Raw genomic sequence first — 22,582 nt, 5'->3', positions numbered from 1 at the left:
GCACCCTGCGAAGTCGGTGCCGGCCCTTTCCCGCGCGCCGTGTGGGTGCACGGGCCGGCCGGTGTTGGAGCGCGCATCGCCTTCGATGCGCATTCGCGCAGATATCGCTGACGGCTTGACACCCGGATGGGGGCGGGTCGAATGTCGGAATCGTGCTCCGCACCGTCGCGGGGCCTCAAAGGAGTGAGCATGAATCTCTCATCATCACGATCGGACGAGCCGACCGCATCCGGGGCGGCCGCCTTCTCTCAGCCGGGCCGCGGGCCTTCGCGCCGCACCGTGCTCGCAGCGGGCATCGGTGCCGTGGCCGGCCTTGCGGCAGCGGGCGCCGGAGCCGCGGGCGCGGGTGCGCTGAGCGCCTCGGCTGCACCGCCGTGGTGGGCGAAGCTGTCGACACGGCAGCAGGCCGGCCAGCGCGTCATCTTCTCCTACCCCGGCGCAACGCCCCCGCAGTCCCTCCTGGATGCCATCACCGCCGGCGAGGTGGGCGGTGTCATCTTCTTCGGAGAGAACATTCTGAGCCTGACCCAGATCGCGGACGTGGTGGCGCAGTTGCGTGCGGCACAGGCGTCCTCTCCGATCAAGGAACCGCTGCTGTTCATGACCGACCAGGAGGGCGGCTATATCCGACGTCTGCGCGGGCAGGAGCCGATGCTCTCTGAGAAGAAGATCGGGCTGTCCGCCGATCCGGATGCCGCGGCGACCGCCGCAGGCTCCGGTGCGGCCTCCGCGCTCCGGAACGTCGGCATGAACCTCAACCTGGCACCGGTGCTCGACGTGTTCCGCGAAGAGGGCAACTTCGACGACCAGTGGGAGCGCTCGTACAGCTCGGATCCGGTGCTCGCCGGGAGGCTGGGCGCCGACTTCGTGCGGGCGCAACAGGGTGCCGGCGTGGCGGCGACGGCGAAGCATTTCCCCGGGCTCGGTGCCGCGACGGCGGAGGAGAACACGGACCTCGGTCCGGTGACTCTCACTCAGTCCGCGAACGAGTTGCGCAGCGTCGACGAGGCGGCCTTCACGCCCGCCGTCAACGCCGGTGTGCAGCTGGTCATGACCTCGTGGGCGGTGTACCCAGCACTCGATGCGGTCTACCCGGCTGGTCTGTCGTCGACGTTCGTGCAGGGTGAATTGCGCGGTCGGCTCGGGTTCGGCGGTGTCACGATCACCGATGCGTTGGAGGCGGGCGCGCTCGAGGCGTTCGGCGGCACCGGTGACCGCGCGCTGGCGGCCGCACAGGCGGGGATGGACCTGCTGCTCTGCTCAGCACGCGACATGGACCAGGGCTTCGACGCGCTCGACTCCATCACCGCAGCGGCACAGGACCACACGCTGAACCCGGGTCACTTCAAGCAGTCGCTGCGTCGCGTGCAGTCGCTGCGCGCCGGCCTGTTCTGATCGGAGCCTGTTCTGATCGAGCGGCGGTGACGCTCATCCCCTGTTCGAGTCGCGAAGCGCGGTGGAACTCGGCATACCGAGACCGAGAATTCGCGACGTGAACAGGGGCTGGGCGTCAGCCGGTGGTCAGCCGGTGGTCAGTCGGTGCCGAGGTCGAAAGCGGCGGCCTCGTTGGCGGCATCCATCTCGGCCTGCTCCGCCGTCTGCTCCGGCGTCTCGCCGCCCGCGCTGATCTGCGGAGCGCCGCCGGAGCCGAGGTCGCCCACCAGCGCGGCCGTCGGCCCGCCGATGACGCCCGAGGCCGAGTACTGCTCGAGGCGGGCACGCGAGTCGGCGATGTCGAGGTTGCGCATGGTCAGCTGGCCGATACGGTCTTCGGGCTCGAACGCCGCGTCGCCCACACGCTCCATGGAGAGCTTCTCGGGGCTGTAGCTGAGCGCCGGACCGCTCGTGTCGAGAATGGAGTAATCGTCGCCGCGGCGAAGGCGCAGCGTCACCTCGCCGGTGACAGCGGAGCCGACCCAGCGCTGGATGCTCTCGCGCAGCATGAGCGACTGCGGGTCGAACCAGCGTCCCTCATACATCAGCCGGCCGAGGCGGCGGCCCTCGTTGTGGTAGTTCGCCACCGTGTCCTCGTTGTGGATTGCGTTGAGCAGTCGCTCGTACGTGATGTGCAGCAGGGCCATGCCCGGTGCCTCGTAGATCCCGCGGCTCTTCGCCTCGATGATGCGGTTCTCGATCTGGTCGCTCATGCCCAGCCCGTGCCGACCGCCGATGGCATTCGCCTCCAGCACGAGCGCCACGGGATCGTCGAACTCGACTCCGTTGATCGCGACGGGGCGGCCCTGTTCGAAGCGCACCGTGACATCCTCGGCGGCGATCTCGACGTCATCGCGCCAGAACGGCACGCCCATGATGGGCTCCACGATGGTCATCGGGGTGTCGAGCTGCTCGAGCAGCTTCGCCTCGTGCGTGGCACCCCAGATGTTCGCGTCGGTGGAGTAGGCCTTCTCGACGGATGCCCGGTACGGCAGATCACGCGCCTGCAGCCACTCGCTCATCTCCTTGCGACCGCCGAGCTCGGTGACGAAGTCACGGTCGAGCCACGGCTTGTAGATGCGCAGACGCGGGTTGGCCATGAGGCCGTAGCGGTAGAACCGCTCGATGTCATTGCCCTTGTAGGTGGATCCGTCGCCCCAGATCTCCACGCCGTCGTCCAGCATGGCGCGCACGAGCAGCGTGCCGGTGACCGCGCGGCCGAGCGGTGTGGTGTTGAAGTACGTCTTGCCGCCGGAGCGGATGTGGAACGCGCCGCACTGCAGCGCGACCAGGCCCTCCTCCACGAGCGGGAGCTTGCAGTCGACGAGTCGCGAGAGCTCAGCGCCGTACTGGGCGGCGCGGCCGGGTACGGCATCGACGTCGGGCTCGTCGGGCTGCCCGAGGTCGGCCGTGTAGGTGCACGGCACCGCGCCTTTCTCACGCATCCACGCCACGGCGACGGAGGTGTCGAGGCCGCCCGAGAAGGCGATGCCGACGCGTTCGCCGACAGGAAGGGATGCGAGGACTTTGGACATGCGTACAAGTTTATGGGCGATCGAGGCGGCACCTGAGCGCGCGGTCGTACCGTGGGGGTCGAACGTTTCGACAGGGGGCCTCCATGCACGCCACACGCATCACCACGAATCGCCCGGTCGACGACATCGAGTCGGCGAAGGGCTTCTACACGGGCTTCCTCGGACTGCGCGACGAGGAGTTCAACCTGGGATGGGTGGCCAGGTTCACGAATCCGGAGACCGGAGCGCACGTGCAGTTGGTGACCCGTGACGCCGACGCGCCCGTCGACTCCGACATCTCCGTGCACACTCCCGACGTGGAGGCGGCGTACGAGGAGGCGAAGCGACTCGGATACGAGATAGTGCTGCCGTTGAAGACGGAGCCGTGGGGAGTGCGCCGATTCTTCGTGCGGGCTCCCGACGGCACCGTGGTCAACGTGGTGCGGCACGCGGACTGATCCGGATCGAGCCCCTCGAGGAGAATCGGACCTTCGATCCGTGGCCCGGGCAGAGGCGCCGATTCGGCTGACGAGCCTTACACCGGCAGCCGCACCACCTGGCCCGCGAACGCGAAGCCGCCGCCGAAGCCGAACAGCAGGGCGCGTCCGCCGCGCGGCAGCTCGCCGCGATGCCACGCCTTCGACAGCCCGAGCGGCACGCTCGCGGCCGACGTATTGCCGGACTCCTCGATGTCGTGGATGAGCACGTGCCGCTCGGACACACCGATGGACTTCGCGAGCGGCTCGATCAGTCGCAGGTTGGCCTGGTGGAACGCGACGACGTCGATGTCGTCGATCGTGACGCCCGCGACATCCAGCGCACGCCGCACGTGCGGGGCCGCCTTCGTGAGGGCCCAGCGCATGATGCCCTGGCCGTCCTGCGAGAAGTACTCGGGTTCGCCGCTGATCACGACGGCGTTGGTCATGCCCGGCACCGAGCCCCACACGACCGGGGAGACCCCCGGGTCGTCGGAGGCCACCAGCACCGCAGCCCCTGCGCCGTCGGCGGTGAGGATGCACGTGCGCCGGTCCGACCAGTCCGTCACGTCCGAGAGGCGCTCTGCCCCGATCACCAGCGCCGAGTCGGCCGACCCGGACCGGATCGCCTGGTCGGCGAGCGCGACCGCGTGCTCGAAACCGGAGCAGGCGGTGTTGATGTCGATCACGGCGGGACCGGGCATGCCGAGTGCGTCCGCCACGCGGGCGGCGGTGAACGGGGTGCGGTCGCTGAGCGTGGTCGAGGCCACGATGACGAGCGAGACCGACTCGAGCCCGGCATCCTTCAGCGCCATGCGCGCAGCCTCGGTCGCCATGGATGCCACGGTCTCGGTCTCGTTCGCGATGTGGCGCTCGCGGATTCCGGTGCGGGTGCGGATCCATTCATCAGTCGTGTCGACCATGGTGGCCAACTCGTCGTTCGTGAGCACGCGCTCGGGCTGGTAGTGCCCGAAACCGGTCAGCTGCGATCCGCGGAGTACTTGTTCGCTCATGCGCCGACTCTAGTAAGACACGCATGCCGGCGCGCCCCCGGTGGCCGGCGTCGTCAGGGTCGGATATTTTCCAGGTCGGCGAGGAGTCCGGGGTGCGTCGGCCGCCATCCGAGGGTGTTGCGGGTGTGGGCACTGGAAGCGGGCTGATCCATCGCGAAGATCGGGCCGAACGGACCGAAGCTTTCCGCCGGCACCGGTTCGACGGGCAGATCGAGCCGCCGCCCGATGACGGAGGCGATGTCGCGCACCCGGTCGCCCTCGTCGGCGACGGCGTGCCACGCGGTGCCGGCTGAGGCCGATTCGAGCACCAAGCGGAACAAGACCGCGGCGTCAAGAGCGTGGACGGCCGGCCAACGTTGATCGCCCTCGCCGGGATAGCCGACCATGCCGGTTCGGCGTGCCCGCTCGACCAGCAGACCGGCAAATCCTCCGTTGCCCCGGTTGTGGACGGTGCGGGGCATTCGTACGGCGCAGGCGCGTACCCCGCGTGAGGCGAGCGCGAGCAGTGCGTTGACCGAACGGGCCCGATCAGCCACCGGCCCTACGAGTGGAAGCGGGTCCTGCTCAGTGGAGGCGCGGCCCGCGACCCAGGGCGTTCCTGAGACGGTCACGATCGGGCGATCCGTGCCGACCAATTCCTCGCCCAGCGTCTTCATCGCGGCGCTCTCCTCGGCGATGGCCGCCGTAAGCCCGTCGGCGGTGCCGTAGTCCGGGTTGAAGGCCAGGCTGATGATCCCGTCGCTTTGGGCAGCGCCGGCGCGGAGCACATCGAGGTCGGCGATCTCTCCGCGCAGCGGCTCGGCGCCGGCGTCGGCGAGGGCTCGCGCAGAGCTGTCGGAGCGAGCGAGGGCAAGAACAGTGTGGCCATGGGCTAGCAGCTCAGGGACGACGGCGGAGCCGATGGTTCCGGTGCCACCGGTGACGAAAACGCGCATGGGTTCTCCAAGAGAGTGATGAGACGGTTGTCGCATCAGAGTAGCACGCTGATGCGACACCTGTCTCATCATGCTGATAGCATTGCCTCGTGGCCAGATGGGAACCGGGAGCGCGCGAACGTCTCGTCGCGTCCGCTGTCGATCTGTTCACAGAGAACGGCTACGACGCCACGACGGTCGCGCAGATCGCTGAACGCGCCGGCGTCACGCGCAGCACCTTCTTCCGGCATTTCACCGACAAGCGAGAGGTCCTTGTCGCGGGGCAAGAGACGCTCAGCCGTTTGCTGGCAGAGGGCATCACCGGGGCACCGACGGACGCCACACCGCTGGAAGCGGTCGCCGCCGGCCTGACGCGCGCCGCGGATGAAATGGGGCCGATGAACCGCGAACTGGGTCCCCGCTTGAGAGCAGCCGTGGCCGCGAGCGCGGAGTTGCAGGAGCGCGATGCGCTCAAGAGCGTCGGTCTCGCCGCGGCGATGCGCACCGCACTGATGGACCGGGGTGTGCCCGAGCCGATCGCGCACCTCGCGGCCGAGCTGGGGGTCCTCGCGTTCAAGCGTGGTTACGCCACGTGGTCCGAAGCGGCGCGCGACGGCGACGAAGGGCTTGCCCCGCATGCGCTGGCCGCCCTGAACGACCTGCGCACGGCCGCCGCGTTCCTGGGTTAGCGGAACCCGAATTCTGCGATCAGACAGTCTGACGCGCCAGTGTCACGCATCACACGTGAGTGATAAGACCGCTGGAGGTCGCTCCGCGGTGATACTCGGCACGCATCAGTCCGGTCGTCGGGTGCCGGAGGCATCCCACGCGGCCCCGATCATGAGGAAGACCTCGTCCAACGCAGCCTGCGGGCGAGCGGATTGGCGGGCGAGCGAGTAGGCGTCGATCGCGAACCACGCGATCGCGCGACATGCCACCCGGCTGTGTCCGAGATCATCCGAAGCCGCAATGGCGTTGGCCAGGGACTCGGCATGGCGCAGTCTGATCGCCGCATCGTAGTCACCCAGGGCGGGGGTCTCGTCGACCATCCTCCAGACAGGGACGGCTTCCTTCGTTGTGCAGTGTCGTACGAGTTCCTCGATCTCTCGACGTAGTGCCGGGATGAGCGGGTCGTGTCGCGCGCGGTCTGTGACGGCCTGGACGATGCTGCGTTCGAAGTCCTCGTCCTGGGTGAACACCAACGCTTCCTTGCACGGGAAGTGCGCGAACAGCGTTGTGACGGCGACGTCGGCTTCATCGGCGATCTCGCGGACGCCAACGGCCTCGTAGCCCCGCTCCAGGAACAGCCGCCGCGCTGCATCGGCGATCACCTGACGGGTCGCGGCCTTCTTGCGCTCACGGCGGCTCGACGCGGAACTCACGTGGATACCATATCAAGTCGCGTACGCTAACGAATACAAAAGACTAACGAGTAGTGTTAGGTTGCCTTCATGAAGAAGGTCAGCTTTGCCGAGTTCGGCGGTCCCGAGGTTCTGCAGGTCGTTGACGCGCCCGTACCGCACGCCGGTCGGGGCCAGGTACGCATTGCGGTCCAGGCGGCAGGGGTCAACCCCGTCGACTGGCGAATCCGTGAGGGGCAGTTCCAGAAGTCGGCAACGGAGTCCCACGGTGCGATCGGTCTGCCCGCCGGCGTCGGTCAGGACGCGGCCGGCATCGTCGACGAAGTCGGCGAGGGAGTCCACGGGGTGGAAGCAGGCGATCGCGTGTTCGGGCGAGGTTGGAGCACCTATGCCGAGCACGCCGTGTTGTTCGCGTGGGCTCCGGTGCCCGAGAACCTCACCTTCGCCGAGGCCGCCGGGTATCCGTCGGTGGTGGAGACGGCCCTGCGCATCCTCCGCGAGGTGGGCGTGCAGCCCGGGCAGACGTTGCTGGTCAACGGCGCGTCCGGGGGCGTGGGGTCGGCGGTGCTGCAGATCGCCCGCGAACGGGGTATCAGGGTGATCGGCACGGCCGGTCCCGGAAACCAGGACTACCTTCGTGATCTCGGTGCCGTGGCGACCACCTACGGCGACGGTTGGGTCGACCGGGTGCGACAGTACGGTGCCATTGATGCAGCTCTCGATCTGGTCGGCTCCGGCATACTCCCAGACCTGGTGGATCTGACGGGCGACCCGGAAGCGGTGATCACGATCGCGGACCTCAGCGCCGCGGCTCACGGCGTCCGGTTCTCGGGCGTCGGCGGCCCGATATTCGAAGCTCTGGCCGAAGCCGTCGACCTGATCGCGCGCGGCAAGCTGCGCATCCCGGTCGAGAAGGCCTATCCCCTCGAGCACGCCGCGGCCGCCCACGCCGACAGCCGGGCCGGGCACACACGCGGGCGACGGGTCATCCTCATCGAATCTCACTGACCGCGAACGCGGCTCTTCACCGCGCCGTGCAGGATCGTGCGCGGATCGGTCGTCGCCCTACCGCGGCAAGCGCCACGATCGGGGGAACCGGCACGATCGGGGGAACCGGCACGATCGGGGATGATGTGCTGACATGGAGCGGTGAGCTCCGACATTCCTTCGATCGATTCCGCGCGGGCACGGCACGCGCAGTGGCATGAGGAACGGGAGGCGGCGCTCACCCGCCCGCAGGGCAACCTCGCACTGATCGAGACCCGCTGGTACCAGCCCGGTGCTGAGATTCCCGACGAGGATGCCGTCACCCCGGCGCCCGGGACCGTCACCGTCACGAGGCTGGCGCGCGCCGACCTCGACACGGGCCTGCAGCAGGAGGGACTGCGACTCTGGGACGCCGCGTCGCCGGCCATCCGCGCGTTCCAGGGGGTCGACGTCTACGACTACGACCCACACTGGGTGGTGCGCGGAACGTATGCGCCGCTCGCGGACGGGCACACGGTGCCGTTCGAGCATCTGCGCGACAACGGGCGCACGCGGGAGTTGGCCGTGCCGGGCGTCATCACCGTCGCGATCGGCGGCGCCGAGTACCGGCTCAGCGCGTTCGACGATGACGGCGTGCTGCTGCTCGTCTTCGGCGATCCGACGAACCGGGAATCAACGTACGCCTCCGGTCGTTTCTTGTTCGTGGAGCGCGCGAGCGACGAGTTCGCGCGCGCGGGCGAAGTGGTGCTCGACTTCAACCGCGCTTTCGTTCCGCCGTGCGGGTTCAGCGATCAGTACAACTGTCCGCTGCCTCCGCCCTCCAATCGCCTCGCGGTGCCGGTCACCGCAGGCGAGAAGAGACCGCGGTTCGCCGCCGGCTTCGAGCACTGAGCCGACGCAAGTGTCGGCCGAGGATGCCGAGCCGACACAAGCACTGAGTCTGCTCAAGCACTGAGTCTGCTCAAGCACTGAGCCGGCACGAACGCAGAGTCCGAACGAGCACCGAGAAGACAAAGCGTCTGCACGCACGAACCTCCCCACCGGGCTCCCGGTTTCGAACCGACGAGCCGTCACACACCACGAGAAAGACCCCCATGCACAGCACATCGCCCACGCATCGCACCGTGAGATCCCTTTCGGTCATCGCCGCTGTCACCGCGGCCGGCCTGATGCTGGCGGGCTGCTCGTCGTCGGGCTCCGGGGGCAGCAGCGCCGACGCCACGCTGCAGGTCGGCTCCATCTACGAACCGCAGAACCTCGACAACACGGCCGGCGGCGGCCAGGGCGTCACCGAGGTGCTGAACGGGAACGTGTACGAGGCCCTCTACAAGCTCGGTGACGACGGCAAGGTCACGCCGCTGCTGGCATCCAAGTACACCACCTCCGATGACGGCCTCACCTACACGTTCACGCTCCGCAAGGGCGTGAAGTTCCACTCCGGCGATGAGCTCACGTCGAAGGATGTGAAGTACAGCATCGAGAAGGTGCTCGCGCCGAAGTCGCAGTCGGCGCGCAAGAGCGACCTGCAGGTCGTGAAGAGCATCGAGACGCCGAGCGCCGACACCGTGGTCGTGCACCTGAAGCAGCGCTCGATCTCGTTCGTCTACAACCTCAGCTACGTGTGGATCATCGACCACACGGCGAAGAACCTGAAGACGACCGAGGACGGCACCGGCCCCTACACGGTGCAGAGCTGGAAGCACGGCAGCGCCATCACGCTGCAGCGCTTCAAGGACTACTGGGGTGATGCGCCGAAGACCGACACGGTGGTCTTCAACTATTACAAGGACGCGACCGCCGAGAACAACGCGCTCCAGTCCGGTCAGCTCGACATCGTGACCAGCGAGCAGAGCCCGGATGCCCTCTCGCAGTTCGAGAACAACTCCCAGTTCAAGGTCAACGACGGCAACTCGACCACGAAGCTGCTGCTGGCGTTCAACGACAAGGTGAAGCCGTTCGACAACACCGGCGTGCGTGTCGCGATCACCGAGGCGATCAACCGCAAGGCGCTGCTGAAGTCGATCTGGAACGGCTACGGCAAGGTCACCGGCTCGATGGTGCCGCCGACCGATCCCTGGTACGAGAACCTCTCGTCGGTGTACCCGTACGACGTCTCGAAGGCCAAGTCCGACCTTGCGGCCGCCGGATATCCGAACGGCTTCTCGTTCACTCTCGACACTCCGAACTACGATCCGCACCCGGCCGCGGCGCAGTTCATCAAGGCCGCACTGGCCAAGATCGGCGTGACCGTGACGATCAACATCATCACGCCCGACGAGTGGTACACGAAGGTGTACCAGAACCACGACTTCGTGGCCACGATGCAGGAGCACGTGAACGACCGCGACGTCACCTGGTACGGCAACCCCGACTTCTACTGGGGCTACGACAACCCGCAGGTCACCTCGCTGATCGATCAGGCCGAGCAATCGACGACCACCGCTCAGCAGACCGCCAAGCTCAAGCAGGCCAACGAGATCATCGTGAAGGATGCCGCCAGCGATTGGCTCTACCTGTACCCGCAGATCGTGGTCGCCAAGAGCACGGTCAAGGGCTACCCGGTGAACGGGCTGAACTCGCAGTTCTACGTGTACGACATCACGAAGGGCTGACGGTCCCGCGCACAATTCAGGCTGCCTGGCGTCGGCCGTGACCGGAACCCCGGGGTCACGCGGGTTCGGCTCGCGCGCCGGGCCGGCCGGGCCTGAGTTATGCGCAGGCGGGAGATACCGCATGATGGAAACCGCATGACTTCCTACCTGCTCCGACGACTCGCGCTGCTCGTGGTGGCGCTCCTCGTCGCCGCCGGAGTCATGTTCGTGCTCCTCCGCATGCTGCCGGGCGACCCCGCGAACGCGCTCGTCGCCGTCGGGGCGACGCCCGAGCAGATCCAACAGGCACGCCACGCGATCGGATCCGACCTGCCGCTCGGGCAGCAGTTCCTGGTGTGGGCGAACCAGCTGCTCCACCTCGATCTCGGCAACTCGTTCATCAATGGACTGCCGGTCGGCCCACAGCTCGCGCAGCGCATGGCCGTGACCATTCCGCTCACGCTCATCGCGTTCGTGCTCGCTGTGCTCATCGCGGCCCCGGTCGGGTTCATCGCGGCGCGATACAGCCGAAGCTGGGTGGGCATCCTGTTCTCCTCCTTCTCGCAACTGGGCATCGCCGTTCCCGTGTTCTGGGTCGGCATTCTGTTGGTCTGGGGCTTCGCGCTCAGTTGGCACGTGCTGCCCGCCGGCGGATTTCCGCAGGACTCCTGGGCCGACCCCGGTGCCGCACTCACGTCGCTCACGCTCCCCGTGATCACCATTGCGATCGTCATGTCGGCGTCCGTCGCCCGGTACGTGCGCGCCGCCTGCCTCGATGTGCTGAACAGTGACTACGTGCGCACCTTCCGATCGCTCGGCGCGAGCTTCGGCTCGGCGATGTTCCGGCACGGGTTGAAGAGCGTGGCCGTTCCCGTGGTGTCGGTCCTCGGCATCGAGCTGGCCACCACATTCCTCGGAGCGGTCGTCGTCGAGTCGGTGTTCGCGCTCCCCGGCCTCGGCAGCATGCTCGTGACCGGCATCGCGCAGCACGACTACCCGAGCATCCAGGGCGTGCTGCTGCTGACGACTCTCATCGTGCTCGTCGTGGGCGTGCTCGCCGACCTCACCCAGCGGATGCTCGACCCGCGTCTGCGAGGAGGCTCACGATGAGCGTCGACACCCCGCAGACCATGACCGACGGCCCGGCCACGGTGACGGCCGCCGTGCCGCGCCGCCGCGGCTCGCGTCGCGCGACACTGATCGTCGGCTGCGTCTTGCTCGGCCTCGTCGTGGCGACGGCGCTGGTCTCGTACTTCTACCTGCCGTATCCGCCCGAGCAGATCGGCGGCGGACGCCTGGCCGGTCCGTCACCGACGCACTGGCTCGGCACCGACACCCTCGGACGCGACCTGATGTCGCAGCTCATGATCGGCGCCCGCATCGCGCTGGCGGCCGGCGGCGGTTCGGTCCTGCTGGGCGGCGCGCTCGGCATCGTGCTCGGTCTCGCGGCGGCGTTCGCGCAGCGTTGGCTGGATGACACCCTGGCGGCTGTTCTGGACATCCTGATCGCGTTCCCGACGCTGCTGCTCGCAATGCTCGTTGTGGCGGCGCGCGGTGCGACACTCAGTTCGGCGATCATCGCGATCGGACTGGCGATGAGCGCTGTCGTCGCCCGGCTCACGCGCATCCTGGCCAAACAAGTGCTCTCCGAGCAGTTCGTGGTGGCGGCTCGCACCTCGGGCACCGGCTGGCTCGGCATCATCGGCCGCCACGTGCTTCCCAACATCTGGCCCACGCTCGCGGTGAACCTCGCGCTGCAATTCGGTCTCGCCGTGCTCGCGGAGGCGAGCCTGTCGTACCTCGGCCTCGGAGCGCCGCCGCCGAACGCGTCGTGGGGCCGTCTGCTGCAGGAGGCCCAGGGCACCGTCTACACGGCGCCGATCGGGGCCATCGCCCCCGGCATCGCCATCGTGGCTCTGGTCATCGGCGCCAACCTGCTGGCCGACGGCCTGCGCGACGTGTTCGACCCGGCGAGGAGAACGCGATGAGCGGATACCTCGAGGTCCACGGCCTGACAGTGCGAGCATCCGACGGGCTTCCCCTCGTCGACGACGTGTCGTTCGAGCTCGGGGTGGGCGAACGACTGGCGCTGATCGGCGAGTCCGGCAGTGGCAAGTCGCTCACGAGCCTGGCGGTGATGGGACTGCTGCCGGAGGGGTTGACGGCATCCGGCAGCGTACGGATCGGCGGCACCGAGGTGGTGGGTGCGCGCGAACGGGTGATGAACGGCATCCGCGGTCGACGCGCGGCGATCGTGTTCCAGGAGCCGATGACGGCGCTCGACCCGTTGACGACGCTCGGCAAGCAGTTGGCCGAGCCGATCCGCCGTGCGGCACGTCGCGGCGGCGTGCGACTCGACCGGGGTGCGGCGCGCGATGCCGTGCGCCGCGCCCTCGATGAGGTCAGCGTGCGCGAGCCGGATCGCGTGGCGAAGGCGTACCCGCATGAGGTCTCCGGCGGCCAGCGGCAGCGCGTCGCCATCGCGATGGCGCTCGCCGCGAGGCCCGAGCTGCTGATCGCGGACGAGCCGACGACGGCGCTCGACGTGACCGTGCAGGCGCAGGTGCTCGACCTCATCGAGGGCGTCGTGGCCGAGCGGGGTATGGGACTGCTGTTCGTCAGTCACGACCTCGCGGTGGTCTCGAGGATGTCCCCGCGAGCCATCGTGCTCAGTCACGGTCGCGAGGTGGAGGCTGGCCGCGTCGACGAGCTGATCTCGCGACCGCGCGAGGAGTACACGCGGCAGCTCGTCGGTGCCGCGTTGGAGCTGGACAGGGCGCTCGATGCCGCCCGTGGCGCGGAAGAGGGCGGGCGATGACGGAATCCCTCCAGAGCGGGCCGAGCGGCGCCGGCGAATCGCACGGCGGCACCGGCCCGCGCGATGGCGCAGGCTCGCGCCACGTGACGGCCGCGAACGACACGACCGACCTCATCTGCGCCACCGACGTCGGCTTCTCGTACCGCCGCGGCGGACGGGCGCTGCAGAACGTGTCGTTCCGGCTGCGCCCAGGTCGGGGCCTCGGCATCGTGGGTGAGTCCGGTGCAGGCAAGACCACCTTGTTGCGCCTGCTTCTCGGCCTCGACCTGCCGAGCGAGGGGACGCTCGTCGTCGACGGCAGCGAACTCACCCGTGGCGGCGCCCGGATGCGGGAGCACCGCCGCTTCGTGCAGCCGGTCTTCCAGGATCCGTACTCGTCGCTCGATCCGCGTCAGTCCATCGGCGGCATCATCGCCGAGCCATTGCGGTCTCTCGGAATCGCGCGCGGTACCGAGGTGAGGACCCTCGTGACGCGGGCACTGGCATCCGTCGGGCTGCCGGCGGATGCCGCGACTCGCTACCCGCACCAGTTCTCCGGCGGACAGCGGCAGCGCATCGCGATCGCGCGCGCGATCGTCGCAAACCCGCGCGTGCTGCTGGCCGACGAACCCGTCAGCGCGCTCGACATGTCGACGCGACTGCGGGTGATCAGGCTGCTCGAGAAGCTCGCGCGCGCCGACGCCGGGCCGACGCTGCCGACACCGGTGACGATGGTGCTGGTCTCGCACGACCTGAGCATCGTCGCGCGGCTGTGCGACGACATCCTGGTCCTCGAACGAGGTCGCGTGGTCGAGCAGGGCGAGACGCGCAGAGTGCTGGCGTCGCCGGAGCACCCGTACACGCGCCGGCTGCTCGACAGCGTGCCGCGGCTGTCTGTGGCGCCCGCCGTCGACTGAGCCGACCTCTGGGTCGCCCGGCTGAGGCCGGGAGGCCGGGCGCGCTGCCGCTCGCGCACCTATGCTCGAAGCCATGGCCCAGCTCGTGCTCACCGTCGTCGGCGACGATCGCGCCGGACTCGTGCAGTCGCTCGCCGATGTGGTGAGCGCCCATGGCGGCAATTGGGAGACGAGCGAGCTCGCGGAGCTGGCGGGCGCGTTCGCCGGCATCGTGCTCGTCTCCGTTCCCGACGGGCGCCTCGACGACCTGCGGGACGCGCTGCAGGGGCTCGACGGCCTCCTACGCGTGACGGTGCACGGCGGAGCGGCGTCGGCGGATGCTCGCCCCGGCCGCCGCTTCACGTTCAGCGTGCTCGGCAACGACCGTCCGGGGATCGTGCGCGACATCACCGGCATCCTCACGCATCACGGCCTCACCATCGACCTGTTCTCCAGCCAAACCCGCGAGGCGCCGATGGCCGGCGGCATGCTGTTCGAGGCGAACGTCGTGGTGCGTGTGCCCGTCGGGCGCGACCCGGCGCTCGTGATCAGCGAACTCGAGCGACTGGCGGGCGAGATCCAGGTCGACCTCAGCGTGGCCGATTGAAGCCCGTGCGCGAAGCATCGACGACGACGATGACGGCGGGCTCGATCTTCTCGACCTTCAGCCGCTGACGGGACGGGTGACCGGCACGATCGTGACGAGTGCGTCGAGGCCGTCGTAGTCGGCCGGGTTGGTCGTGAAGAGGGGCAGGTTGTTCGTCGCCGCAACCGCCGCGATCATGAGATCTGCCACCCTGCGCCGGGGTGTGCGGCCGACGCCGACCACCGCCGCGCTGAGCTGACCGAAAACGCGTGCTGCCGGGGCGTCGAAAGGGATCGGATCGAAGCCGTGCTCGACGCGTTGGAGCACAGCGATGCGCCGGGCGCGTTCGGCGGCATCATTGCCCTTCACCAGGTGCACGCCCGCGGACAGTTCGGCGAGTGTCACCGTGCTGATCGCCGCCTCGAGCGGAAGCTCGTGTGCCGCCAGGCGGCCCCAATGAATGAGGATGTTCGTGTCGAGCAGCCCGCGATCGTAGCGTGCCGGCTCGCGTTCACGACGTTCATCGCTCATAGGGGTCGTCCGCCGTGTTTTTCAGGGCGAGATCCAGGTCGTCGCGCATCGTGCTGGTGTCGATGGGACCCAGGCCTGCACCGAGGGCGAGGAACTCGTCCCGTGACACGAATCGTGACGACCGACGCAACGGAACCAACTCGCCGATGCCATGCCCGTCACGCGTGACGGTGAAGGATGCGCCGTGCTCGACAGCATCCATGATCTCTCGGGAACGAAGTCGAAGATCGCGCTGACTGACCTCGGACGGGAAGGACATGTAGCACACTGTAGCACAGCGTGCCATGCAGTGAGCGCCTCCTCATCCGCCGACGGAGCGAACTGTGCGGTCGACACCGCTGCGTTCGGGGCGCGTCGTCAGGAGCGAACTCATCGCACAGAGCGTGTTGGCGCTGTGGCCTGCGCCGAGACGGGGACGTCGTCGCCCCGGACGCCGTGGCCGTCGTCGCCCCGGACGCCGTGGCCGTCTGTCGGAGTCGGCACGATCGAGCTGGGTTCATAGACGATCCGGTCGTCGAAGAAGAATAACCACAGGGCGGCGTGCAGCCGATCGAGAAGCCTCCGCCGTCCTCGCGTATGGGGGCGCACCGCGAGGGGAGCGATGTGCTCGGCGGGCTGCAGGCGCAACGACTCGGTTCGTGACAAGGGTTCGCGCACCTCGACGAACGCGCCCCCGGGCATTCGTACGATGCGTCCCGTCTCGTATCCGAGCTCGACGGTCTCCCGTTCCCGTCGCTCGAGCCCGAGGCAGATGCGCCGTGCCAGTGAGAACGCGGCGAACGGTCCGAGCACGACGACGCACTGGAAGAACCCGACGACGGACTCGACGCCCAGCTGAAAGTGGGTCGCGATGATGTCGGCGCTGCCGGCTCCCCACAACGCGCCGAAGAACACCATCGCGGCGGCACCCGTCGCAGTGCGGCTTGGGGTGTTGCGTGGGCGATCGAGCACGGAGTGGTCCTGGCGATCGCCGGCGAGCCACTCCTCGAAGAACGGATAGATGACGACGGCCAGGATGAACCCCGTCACCACGGCGAGGGGAACGAGGATCGAGAGCGTCCAGGTGCGTCCTCCCCATGTCAACTCCCACCCCGGTGGGACCAGACGCAACGCACCGTCGAGGAATCCCGTGTACCAGTCGGGCTGGCTGCCCGCCGACGCGCCGGCCGGGTCGGCGGGGCCGTACAGCCAGACCGGATCGATCGTGACCACGCTCGCGACCAGGAGGAGGACGCCCGTCGTCAGCGACAGCATCCCTGCACTACGGGTCGCGTGGTGCGGCCACAGCGGCGGACCAGCCGATGCGGGGCTGCTCCGGTCGATGCTCGCGAACCGCATCGATCCGGTCCGGTAGGTGAGCCATGCGCGGATGGCCATGAGCAGGATCAGCAGAACGGGCGCCAGCGCGACATGGATCGGGTAGAGGTGCTCGATGATCCGCCCCGGAAAACCGCCGGAGAAGAGAAGAGACGACAGCCAGGCGCCGGCCACCGGGACGGCCAGGAGGATTCCCTGGAAGATCTGGAGTCCGGTGCCGGCCAGAAGGTCATCGGGCATCGCATACCCGCTCCACCCGCCCAGCAGCGCCACGAGCAGGATGCCGACCAGCACTATCCACAGCAACCGTCGCGGACGGCGGAACCCGCCGGTGAAGAACGTCACCAAAAGCTGCATCAGGATCGAGGCCGGCAGCAGGAGGGCAGCCCAGTGGTGCAGTTGTCGAAGCAGGAGGCCGCCTCGCACCTCGAACGACAGATCGATCGTGGACTGCAGTGCCTCGGACATCGCGGTTCCGCGCAGGGGCCGATAGACGCCGTGATAGATCGTCGTGTCGCCGGACGGCACATAGAAGAACATCAGCGCGATGCCCGTTGCGAAGAGCACGAGAACGCATGCGACGGTGGCGGCGCCGAACATTCTCGACCACCGCAACGGTGCCCGTCGGCAGCGCAGTTCGGCCAGGATGGCGTCGGCGCGTCGGCCGAGCGCAGATGCTTCGAGCGCGCCGGCGAGTCGGTTCGTGATGCTGCGGCTCGGGTCTTCGCCCTGCCCGGGCACGGGCTTCTGGTACATCGGTGACCTCCGGTCTCGCACGGAAGACCACGCACCGACGCTGAACGTGACAGCTCGAGGAGAGCGCGCGAACGGCGGCCGTGCTGGACGACGGTCAGGCCTCGAACGCGCCACGGGCACCGCCCGTCGTGTCACACGAGGAGCCGCTGTCCGGTCTGAGCGGGAGACCGTGTGGCGACCTGCCACGAGCGAAGGAGAAGGCCATGCACGTCGAGTCGGCGAACACCGCCTGGAGGCGACAGATCGAGTTCCCGGATGCCGCCGGGTACCCGGACGGCGTCGGGACCCTCGACGAGGGCACCGGAGCGTTCGGCGCTCCGGATACTCACCCGGATGAAGCGCTCGCGATCGTCGACGCGGCTGAGGAGTGAGAGACGGTGTGCCGGGGCTCTGGTCGAGCCGTGAGGTGAGAACGGGAGCACGGGGTTTCAGGCGGTCTTCGCACCAGGGCCGCGCCAAGCAGAGCACGGCTGGTCCCAACCGTCACCAGAGCCCGCACCGACTCGTCCGATTCGGCAGCAGCTGTCACGGTTCGGGCGGGGCCTCGGTCTGATGGGCCGAGGCTTCCGAACCCGGGAGCCCGACACGCCCCGATTGAGGAGACGAAATGAACCGGCAGATATTGGAACGCGAGGCGCAGAGCATCGTGGATGCCACGGCGAACCCGCCCTTTCTCTACGAACTCGGCCCGGACGGCGCACGCAAAGTGCTCGATGACATCCAGGCCGTCCCCGTCGACATGCCGGAGGTCCACGAGCGGTGGATCACCGTTCCGGCCGCCGTCGGAGCCGTGCGCGTGCGGATCGTCACGCCACCGGAACCTCCCGCGATTCTGCCCGTGGTGCTCTACCTGCACGGCGGCGGATGGGTTCTGGGGAACGCGGGGACGCATGACCGGTTCGTGCGCGAGCTCGCCGTCGGCGCGCGCGCGGCCATCGTCTTCGTCGAGTACGAGAGGTCGCCGGAGGCCCACTATCCGGTGGCGATCGAGCAGGCATACGCGACCGCGCGCTGGGTCGTCGACCACGGCGCGGAACAGGGGCTCGACGCGGCCCGCATGGCGGTGGCCGGTGATTCCGTCGGAGGCAACATGGCGGCGGCCCTCGCGATCCTCGCTCAGCAGCGCGGCGACGTGGGCTTCGTGCAGCAATCGCTCTACTACCCGGTGACCGACGCCGCTCAGAACACCGCGAGCTACCGCGAGTTCGCAGACGGCGCCTACCTGACGGCCAAGGCGATGGTGTGGTTCTGGGATGCCTACCTACCCGAGACCGCGAAGCGCGCGGAGATCACAGCCTCGCCCTTGTGTGCCACGGTCCAGCAGCTCTCGGGACTTCCTGACGCGTTCGTGCTGGTGGACGAGAACGACGTGTTGCGGGACGAGGGCGAGGCGTACGCGCGCAAGCTCACCGAGGCCGGCGTGCGCACGACCTCCGTTCGTTACAACGGCACGGTTCACGACTTCCTGATGCTGAACCCGCTGCGCTCCTCCGCGGCGGTCACAGCCGCCGTCGCACAGGCCGTCCACGTTCTGCGCACCGCACTGGGCACCAGTGACTGATCACCGCGACTGATGCCGACCGCCCCCCGAGAGGACCGGGGATAAGAGGAAAAGGACAGAAGAAATGTCAGAGAAGAAACCCACTGTCGTGCTCGTGCACGGCGCGTTCGCCGAGTCTGCAAGTTGGAACGGCGTCATCGAGATCCTCCAGAGGAACGGCGTCGACTGCGTCGCCGCGGCGAACCCGCTGCGGAGCCTCGCGGGCGATTCCGCCGCGGTGCGCGACGTCATCGCGTCGGTGGGAAGCCCCATCGTGCTCGTCGGCCACTCCTACGGCGGTCTCGTCATCTCGGAGGCCTCCGCCGACAACGACGCCGTCGCGGCGCTGGTATACGTCAACGCCTTCGTTCCCGATCACGGTAAGACAGCATTCGACCTCTCCACCGAGTACCCGGGGAGCACGCTGGCCGACGCTCTCGAACCTCGTCCGCTGTCGACTGGCGGCGTGGAGCTTGTGATCCGTCCCGAAATCTACCGCCATCAGTTCTGTGCCGACGTTCCCGCGGAGCAGTCGGCCGTGATGGCGGTGACGCAGCGCCCCGTGACCCAGGCGGCGCTCACCGATCCGGTCAGTGCAGAAGTCCCCGGCTGGATGACGATCCCGACCTGGTGCGTGTTCGGTGACGAAGACCTGAACATCCCCGTCGCGGAGCACCGAGCCGGCGCCGCACGAGCCCATGCCCGTGGCATCCGCGAGGTATCGGGCGGATCGCACGCTCTCACGGTGTCGCAACCCGGTGCCGTCGCAGACACGATCCTCCATGCGGTGGGCGCGCTCACGCGGGAGGCCGCCTGAGCCGCGCACGACGAGCGGGATCCGGCAAGGCGCGGATCCCGCTCGTCGCTCTCGGCCCGACCACGGGTGCAGCGCGCGTCGGTACGCTCGCCCGTCGGTTCGCGAAGGCCTGTCTACGCGGTGTCGTCGAGGGCGCGCGCCAGGTCATTGCGCGAGTTGATCCCGAGCTTCACGAACACCTTGCGCAGATGATATTCGGCGGTTCGGGAGCTGATGAACAGCCGGGTCGCGATCTCACGGTTCGTGAGCCCGTCTCGCGCGAGCCGTGCGACAGCGGACTCCTGTGCCGTCAGGCCGTCCGCGCCATGCGGTGTTCGGCTGCGCACCCGCTCACCGGTGGCGCGCAACTCGCCCTCCGCCCGCGTCGCGAAGCCGTTCATGCCGAGGTCGCGCAACGATGTGTGCGCCGCTCTGAGCTGGACGCGCGCATCGGCAAGGCGGTTCGTCCTCCGCAGCATCTCGCCATAGAGGAGTCTGCTGCGGGCCGCGAGCATCGGAACGCGGATGCCCGTGTACAGCTCGATCGCGTCCCGATAGAAGGACTCCGCCTCTTCGCCGTCCCGCAGCTGGGCGCGCACGAGTGCCATCGTGGCCTTGGCCCAGTTCCGGTCCGAAGCCGGACGAGTGACTGCCTCGAGCCGTTCCACGGCATCCCGGGCCAGGTCGGTCTCGCCGGTGCGTGTCGCGGCCTCGACGAGCTCGACGAGGGCACGCATGGCATGGCCGAGCTCGTGCGCGAACGGCAGCTCGCCCCGGGCTGAGACCAGGGCATCCTCATAACGGCCGGCGCCGTTGTAGACGAGCGCTTCGGCGAAATTCGCGACGGTGAGCGAGTACCCCTCCCCGCGGGAGTACCCGTCGGCACGGAGCTGCACGGTGCTCCGCTCCACCTCCTCGACGTGCCCGCGATACGCGGCGATGAAGACGCGCCCGAACTTCGGCAGCGGATGCCCGGTGACGTTCAAGATCACATCGATCTCGTCGCAGACGGCCTCCGCGGCGTCCAGATGGCCGTCGAAGGTGTTCACGACCATCAGCATGTTGAGCGCGGGCGGGAGCACCGACAGCGTGCCGCTCGCTCGGGCGAGTTCGACCTGTCGTTCGGCAAGGATCCGCATTCCCTCGCTGTCCCAGAGGTCCTGCGCCGCGCGGGCCCCCGACCACATCCAGTGCAGCTCGAGAGGGTCGGGCGGATGCTCGAGGAACGCCTGGATCGCGCGGTCCACCGTGGGCCGAGCCGCGTGTGGTCCCCGCGCGAAGAGCAGCGCCTGGCCGCGCAGGATGAGGTCCTGAGCGCGATCCGAACTATCGGCATCCGTCGCTTCGAGGATCGCTTCCGCGATCTCGGTCACGGCTCCGGGCTCACCGAGGCGGCCGGCGGACTGGGCCGCCGACAGCGCCTCCATGTAGGTGTCGCGGGCGAGCGTGGTGTCGAACGGTTCCAGTCCGCGCGCCGCCCGCAGCAGCTGGCGCGGAGCCGTCCGGTCGCGGCGCAGTGCGTAGCCGGCTCGCGCCCGTAGTCGTTCCTCCTCGGCGGCCTGCCGTGGCGTCAGAGCGAGGTCGCGGGTCACATCGAGCAGTTGCAGCGTGCGCTCCGGCGCGCCGGCGTCGTGTTCCGCCGCCGCAGCGGCGATGAGCCGCTCCGCGTACCGTTCCGAACCGGGAGAGAGCTCGGCTGCGCGGAGCAGGAACGCGGCATTGGCGGCCATGCCGCCACGGGCGCGGGCACGCTCGGCCGATCTCTCGAGTTCGCCGGCGATCTCTTCGCTCGGCGGCATCGCGGCGGCGGCGCGATGCCATGCCCGCCTGTCGGGGTCGCGCTCCGCGTCGGTCGCTTCGGCCAGGATGGAGTGGGCGGCACGGCGCTGCTCCGCTGCGGCTGCGCGATACACCGCCGAGCGGATCAGCGGGTGCCTGAAGGCGATCCGGGGACCCACCAGGAGTGCGCCCGCCCGCACGGCGGCGTCGATGTGCTCGTTGCCGAGGCCGAGAACCGTGCAGGCGCGGAACAAGAGTTCCGGGTCGCCGGTGGGATCGGCGGACGCCACGAGGATCAGCAGTCGCGTCCGTTCGTCTACAGCCTCCAGCCCCGCCAAGAGACTCTGCTCGATCCGGCTCTCGAAGGGAATCGAATTCGCGACGGCGAAGCCTCCGGCGAGCTCGGCCGGGCTCATCGACTGCGGGAGAACTTGCAGCGCGAGCGGGTTCCCACGGGCCTCCGCGAGCAGTTGGTCACGCACACGCCGATCGATGGCACCGGCAAGAGAGCGGCTCAAGAGCGCGTCGGCGTCGGCGTCTCCCAGCCCTTCGACGTGGAGTTGCGGCAGATCGGCGAACTGATCGTCGACCTCGCGCATTGCGAAGATCATCACGACACCCTCGTCGCGTAGGCGCCGGGCGACGAAGGCGAGAGTGCGGGCGGATGCCCGGTCGAGCCACTGCGCGTCGTCGACGATGCACATCAACGGGCCTGCAGCTGCGACGTGCGCGAACAGCTGCTTCACCGCGAGCCCGACGACGAAAGGATTGGGCGTTCCCGACTCCCGCAACCCGAGTGCGGACTCGAGGGATTCCCGTTGCCTCTGCGGAAGCAGTTGCGCCGACGGCAGAAGTCGCTCGACCAGCATCTGCAGCCCCGAGAACGTGAGCTCGATCTCGGACTCCGATGCGACCATCCGCTGGGTGGTGATGCCGCGCGCGCCCGTCGACACGGCCCGATCGAGCAGGGCGCTCTTGCCCACACCGGCCTCCCCGGAGACCACGAGTGCACCGCTCCGGCCCTCGCGGGCTCCGGCCATGAGTGCGGTGATCACATCGAGTTCCGCAACGCGGCCGCGGAAGGCCTCGCCGGCGCTGCCGGGTCTCGACACCGTGAGTCGACCGGCCCTGCGGCTGGTTGATCGGGCCTCCATCTGGCCTCCTAGTGTGCGTCGCGTGGCACTCGCCGTGCTTCGCAACCGACTCTCCGGGCCAGCTCCTGGTGTGCCCACCGGGGATGCGACCGGTCGGTCCGACGGATGCCTGGCGACGAGCGCGCCGGAAGCGTGGATGT

The 22,582-nt window shown here is 68.6% G+C and carries 22 protein-coding genes; 14 read left to right on the top strand and 8 right to left on the bottom strand.

Translation table 11 applies throughout. The annotated features are described in order from the left end of the window. Window positions 1–189 precede the first annotated feature (189 nt). Window positions 190–1,395, top strand: coding sequence for a glycoside hydrolase family 3 N-terminal domain-containing protein (locus H623_RS0112795; RefSeq protein ID WP_022901330.1), 1,206 nt, complete (start codon window positions 190–192; stop codon window positions 1,393–1,395). A 137-nt stretch (window positions 1,396–1,532) separates the two neighbouring features. Here the strand turns inward: H623_RS0112795 and argG are convergent, their stop codons facing one another. Next, window positions 1,533–2,969 carry an argininosuccinate synthase gene (gene argG / locus H623_RS0112790; RefSeq protein ID WP_022901329.1) on the bottom strand — a complete coding sequence of 479 codons (1,437 nt, stop codon included), beginning with the start codon at window positions 2,967–2,969 and terminating at the stop codon, window positions 1,533–1,535. 83 nt (window positions 2,970–3,052) lie between these two features. Here argG and H623_RS0112785 point away from each other — a divergent pair, with 83 nt between their 5' ends. Further along, window positions 3,053–3,406 (top strand): VOC family protein, encoded by a 354-nt coding sequence (locus H623_RS0112785; protein ID WP_022901328.1) that lies wholly within the window; start codon window positions 3,053–3,055, stop codon window positions 3,404–3,406. Between the two features lie 77 nt (window positions 3,407–3,483). Here H623_RS0112785 and H623_RS0112780 read toward each other — a convergent pair whose 3' ends face one another. Beyond that, the gene (locus tag H623_RS0112780; protein WP_022901327.1) at window positions 3,484–4,437 is read right to left on the bottom strand and encodes a beta-ketoacyl-ACP synthase 3; all 954 of its coding nucleotides are present in this window, start codon (window positions 4,435–4,437) and stop codon (window positions 3,484–3,486) included. A 53-nt stretch (window positions 4,438–4,490) separates the two neighbouring features. Beyond that, window positions 4,491–5,372: an SDR family oxidoreductase gene (locus H623_RS0112775; RefSeq protein WP_022901326.1), complete on the bottom strand. Its 882-nt coding sequence runs from the start codon at window positions 5,370–5,372 to the stop codon at window positions 4,491–4,493. Window positions 5,373–5,461: 89 nt separating this feature from the next. Between H623_RS0112775 and H623_RS0112770 the strand changes: the two genes are divergently transcribed. Then, the gene (locus H623_RS0112770; RefSeq protein WP_022901325.1) at window positions 5,462–6,040 is read left to right on the top strand and encodes a TetR/AcrR family transcriptional regulator; all 579 of its coding nucleotides are present in this window, start codon (window positions 5,462–5,464) and stop codon (window positions 6,038–6,040) included. A gap of 105 nt (window positions 6,041–6,145) precedes the next feature. Here H623_RS0112770 and H623_RS0112765 read toward each other — a convergent pair whose 3' ends face one another. Then, window positions 6,146–6,733 carry a TetR/AcrR family transcriptional regulator gene (locus H623_RS0112765; protein WP_022901324.1) on the bottom strand — a complete coding sequence of 196 codons (588 nt, stop codon included), beginning with the start codon at window positions 6,731–6,733 and terminating at the stop codon, window positions 6,146–6,148. A 69-nt stretch (window positions 6,734–6,802) separates the two neighbouring features. On the opposite strand from H623_RS0112765, the gene H623_RS0112760 reads away from it, so the two are divergent. The 8 genes from H623_RS0112760 (at window position 6,803) to H623_RS0112725 (ending at window position 14,590) form a co-directional block, all read left to right on the top strand. Further along, on the top strand, window positions 6,803–7,720 hold the full coding sequence (locus tag H623_RS0112760) for an NADP-dependent oxidoreductase (RefSeq protein WP_022901323.1): 918 nt from the start codon (window positions 6,803–6,805) through the stop codon (window positions 7,718–7,720). A 141-nt stretch (window positions 7,721–7,861) separates the two neighbouring features. Next, entirely contained in the window at window positions 7,862–8,590 is a 729-nt protein-coding gene (locus tag H623_RS0112755; protein ID WP_022901322.1) for a DUF1684 domain-containing protein, read from the top strand. Between the two features lie 203 nt (window positions 8,591–8,793). Then, window positions 8,794–10,311 (top strand): ABC transporter substrate-binding protein, encoded by a 1,518-nt coding sequence (locus H623_RS0112750; RefSeq protein WP_022901321.1) that lies wholly within the window; start codon window positions 8,794–8,796, stop codon window positions 10,309–10,311. A 135-nt stretch (window positions 10,312–10,446) separates the two neighbouring features. Next, window positions 10,447–11,400: an ABC transporter permease gene (locus tag H623_RS0112745; RefSeq protein ID WP_022901320.1), complete on the top strand. Its 954-nt coding sequence runs from the start codon at window positions 10,447–10,449 to the stop codon at window positions 11,398–11,400. After that, window positions 11,397–12,278 (top strand): ABC transporter permease, encoded by an 882-nt coding sequence (locus tag H623_RS0112740; RefSeq protein ID WP_084485978.1) that lies wholly within the window; start codon window positions 11,397–11,399, stop codon window positions 12,276–12,278. The genes H623_RS0112745 and H623_RS0112740 overlap by 4 nt, the downstream gene beginning before the upstream one ends. Continuing rightward, window positions 12,275–13,108: an ATP-binding cassette domain-containing protein gene (locus H623_RS0112735; RefSeq protein WP_026940300.1), complete on the top strand. Its 834-nt coding sequence runs from the start codon at window positions 12,275–12,277 to the stop codon at window positions 13,106–13,108. Before H623_RS0112740 ends, H623_RS0112735 begins: the two co-directional genes overlap by 4 nt. Beyond that, the gene (locus H623_RS0112730) at window positions 13,105–14,004 is read left to right on the top strand and encodes an ABC transporter ATP-binding protein (protein WP_022901318.1); all 900 of its coding nucleotides are present in this window, start codon (window positions 13,105–13,107) and stop codon (window positions 14,002–14,004) included. Before H623_RS0112735 ends, H623_RS0112730 begins: the two co-directional genes overlap by 4 nt. A 73-nt stretch (window positions 14,005–14,077) precedes the next feature. Continuing rightward, the gene (locus tag H623_RS0112725; protein ID WP_022901317.1) at window positions 14,078–14,590 is read left to right on the top strand and encodes a glycine cleavage system transcriptional repressor; all 513 of its coding nucleotides are present in this window, start codon (window positions 14,078–14,080) and stop codon (window positions 14,588–14,590) included. 57 nt (window positions 14,591–14,647) lie between these two features. Here the strand turns inward: H623_RS0112725 and H623_RS0112720 are convergent, their stop codons facing one another. The 3 genes from H623_RS0112720 to H623_RS19810 all read right to left on the bottom strand — a co-directional run bounded on the left by H623_RS0112720 (window position 14,648) and on the right by H623_RS19810 (window position 17,173). Beyond that, a complete protein-coding gene (locus tag H623_RS0112720; protein ID WP_022901316.1) occupies window positions 14,648–15,100 on the bottom strand; it encodes a type II toxin-antitoxin system VapC family toxin in 453 nt (150 codons plus the stop codon). Continuing rightward, entirely contained in the window at window positions 15,090–15,359 is a 270-nt protein-coding gene (locus H623_RS0112715; protein ID WP_026940297.1) for a type II toxin-antitoxin system Phd/YefM family antitoxin, read from the bottom strand. Before H623_RS0112715 ends, H623_RS0112720 begins: the two co-directional genes overlap by 11 nt. A gap of 110 nt (window positions 15,360–15,469) precedes the next feature. Next, on the bottom strand, window positions 15,470–17,173 hold the full coding sequence (locus H623_RS19810) for a cytochrome b (RefSeq protein WP_022901314.1): 1,704 nt from the start codon (window positions 17,171–17,173) through the stop codon (window positions 15,470–15,472). A 203-nt stretch (window positions 17,174–17,376) separates the two neighbouring features. Here H623_RS19810 and H623_RS21965 point away from each other — a divergent pair, with 203 nt between their 5' ends. The 3 genes from H623_RS21965 to H623_RS0112695 all read left to right on the top strand — a co-directional run bounded on the left by H623_RS21965 (window position 17,377) and on the right by H623_RS0112695 (window position 19,530). After that, window positions 17,377–17,544, top strand: a complete 168-nt coding sequence (locus H623_RS21965; protein WP_169514919.1) for a hypothetical protein — start codon at window positions 17,377–17,379, stop codon at window positions 17,542–17,544. A 236-nt stretch (window positions 17,545–17,780) separates the two neighbouring features. After that, entirely contained in the window at window positions 17,781–18,734 is a 954-nt protein-coding gene (locus H623_RS0112700; protein ID WP_022901312.1) for an alpha/beta hydrolase, read from the top strand. A 64-nt stretch (window positions 18,735–18,798) separates the two neighbouring features. Beyond that, the gene (locus H623_RS0112695) at window positions 18,799–19,530 is read left to right on the top strand and encodes an alpha/beta fold hydrolase (RefSeq protein ID WP_022901311.1); all 732 of its coding nucleotides are present in this window, start codon (window positions 18,799–18,801) and stop codon (window positions 19,528–19,530) included. Between the two features lie 113 nt (window positions 19,531–19,643). Here H623_RS0112695 and H623_RS0112690 read toward each other — a convergent pair whose 3' ends face one another. Then, window positions 19,644–22,442 (bottom strand): AAA family ATPase, encoded by a 2,799-nt coding sequence (locus H623_RS0112690; RefSeq protein WP_022901310.1) that lies wholly within the window; start codon window positions 22,440–22,442, stop codon window positions 19,644–19,646. Window positions 22,443–22,582: the final 140 nt, after the last annotated feature.

The sequence above is a fragment of the Humibacter albus DSM 18994 genome, assembly GCF_000421825.1.
In the GTDB taxonomy this organism is placed as follows: domain Bacteria; phylum Actinomycetota; class Actinomycetes; order Actinomycetales; family Microbacteriaceae; genus Humibacter; species Humibacter albus.
The sequence above is the reverse complement of the archived record's forward strand: the minus strand, read 5'-3'. Positions and strand labels throughout refer to the sequence as shown.

What these genes read in the sequence shown, in the direction of transcription:
- H623_RS0112795 (WP_022901330.1), top strand. Translation starts at nt 190, where the DNA reads ATGAATCTCTCATCATCACGATCGGACGAGCCGACCGCATCCGGGGCG.
- argG (WP_022901329.1), bottom strand. Translation starts at nt 2,969, where the DNA reads ATGTCCAAAGTCCTCGCATCCCTTCCTGTCGGCGAACGCGTCGGCATC.
- H623_RS0112785 (WP_022901328.1), top strand. Translation starts at nt 3,053, where the DNA reads ATGCACGCCACACGCATCACCACGAATCGCCCGGTCGACGACATCGAG.
- H623_RS0112780 (WP_022901327.1), bottom strand. Translation starts at nt 4,437, where the DNA reads ATGAGCGAACAAGTACTCCGCGGATCGCAGCTGACCGGTTTCGGGCAC.
- H623_RS0112775 (WP_022901326.1), bottom strand. Translation starts at nt 5,372, where the DNA reads ATGCGCGTTTTCGTCACCGGTGGCACCGGAACCATCGGCTCCGCCGTC.
- H623_RS0112760 (WP_022901323.1), top strand. Translation starts at nt 6,803, where the DNA reads ATGAAGAAGGTCAGCTTTGCCGAGTTCGGCGGTCCCGAGGTTCTGCAG.
- H623_RS0112750 (WP_022901321.1), top strand. Translation starts at nt 8,794, where the DNA reads ATGCACAGCACATCGCCCACGCATCGCACCGTGAGATCCCTTTCGGTC.
- H623_RS0112745 (WP_022901320.1), top strand. Translation starts at nt 10,447, where the DNA reads ATGACTTCCTACCTGCTCCGACGACTCGCGCTGCTCGTGGTGGCGCTC.
- H623_RS0112740 (WP_084485978.1), top strand. Translation starts at nt 11,397, where the DNA reads ATGAGCGTCGACACCCCGCAGACCATGACCGACGGCCCGGCCACGGTG.
- H623_RS0112735 (WP_026940300.1), top strand. Translation starts at nt 12,275, where the DNA reads ATGAGCGGATACCTCGAGGTCCACGGCCTGACAGTGCGAGCATCCGAC.
- H623_RS0112730 (WP_022901318.1), top strand. Translation starts at nt 13,105, where the DNA reads ATGACGGAATCCCTCCAGAGCGGGCCGAGCGGCGCCGGCGAATCGCAC.
- H623_RS0112725 (WP_022901317.1), top strand. Translation starts at nt 14,078, where the DNA reads ATGGCCCAGCTCGTGCTCACCGTCGTCGGCGACGATCGCGCCGGACTC.
- H623_RS0112720 (WP_022901316.1), bottom strand. Translation starts at nt 15,100, where the DNA reads ATGAGCGATGAACGTCGTGAACGCGAGCCGGCACGCTACGATCGCGGG.
- H623_RS0112715 (WP_026940297.1), bottom strand. Translation starts at nt 15,359, where the DNA reads ATGTCCTTCCCGTCCGAGGTCAGTCAGCGCGATCTTCGACTTCGTTCC.
- H623_RS19810 (WP_022901314.1), bottom strand. Translation starts at nt 17,173, where the DNA reads ATGTACCAGAAGCCCGTGCCCGGGCAGGGCGAAGACCCGAGCCGCAGC.
- H623_RS21965 (WP_169514919.1), top strand. Translation starts at nt 17,377, where the DNA reads ATGCACGTCGAGTCGGCGAACACCGCCTGGAGGCGACAGATCGAGTTC.
- H623_RS0112700 (WP_022901312.1), top strand. Translation starts at nt 17,781, where the DNA reads ATGAACCGGCAGATATTGGAACGCGAGGCGCAGAGCATCGTGGATGCC.
- H623_RS0112695 (WP_022901311.1), top strand. Translation starts at nt 18,799, where the DNA reads ATGTCAGAGAAGAAACCCACTGTCGTGCTCGTGCACGGCGCGTTCGCC.
- H623_RS0112690 (WP_022901310.1), bottom strand. Translation starts at nt 22,442, where the DNA reads ATGGAGGCCCGATCAACCAGCCGCAGGGCCGGTCGACTCACGGTGTCG.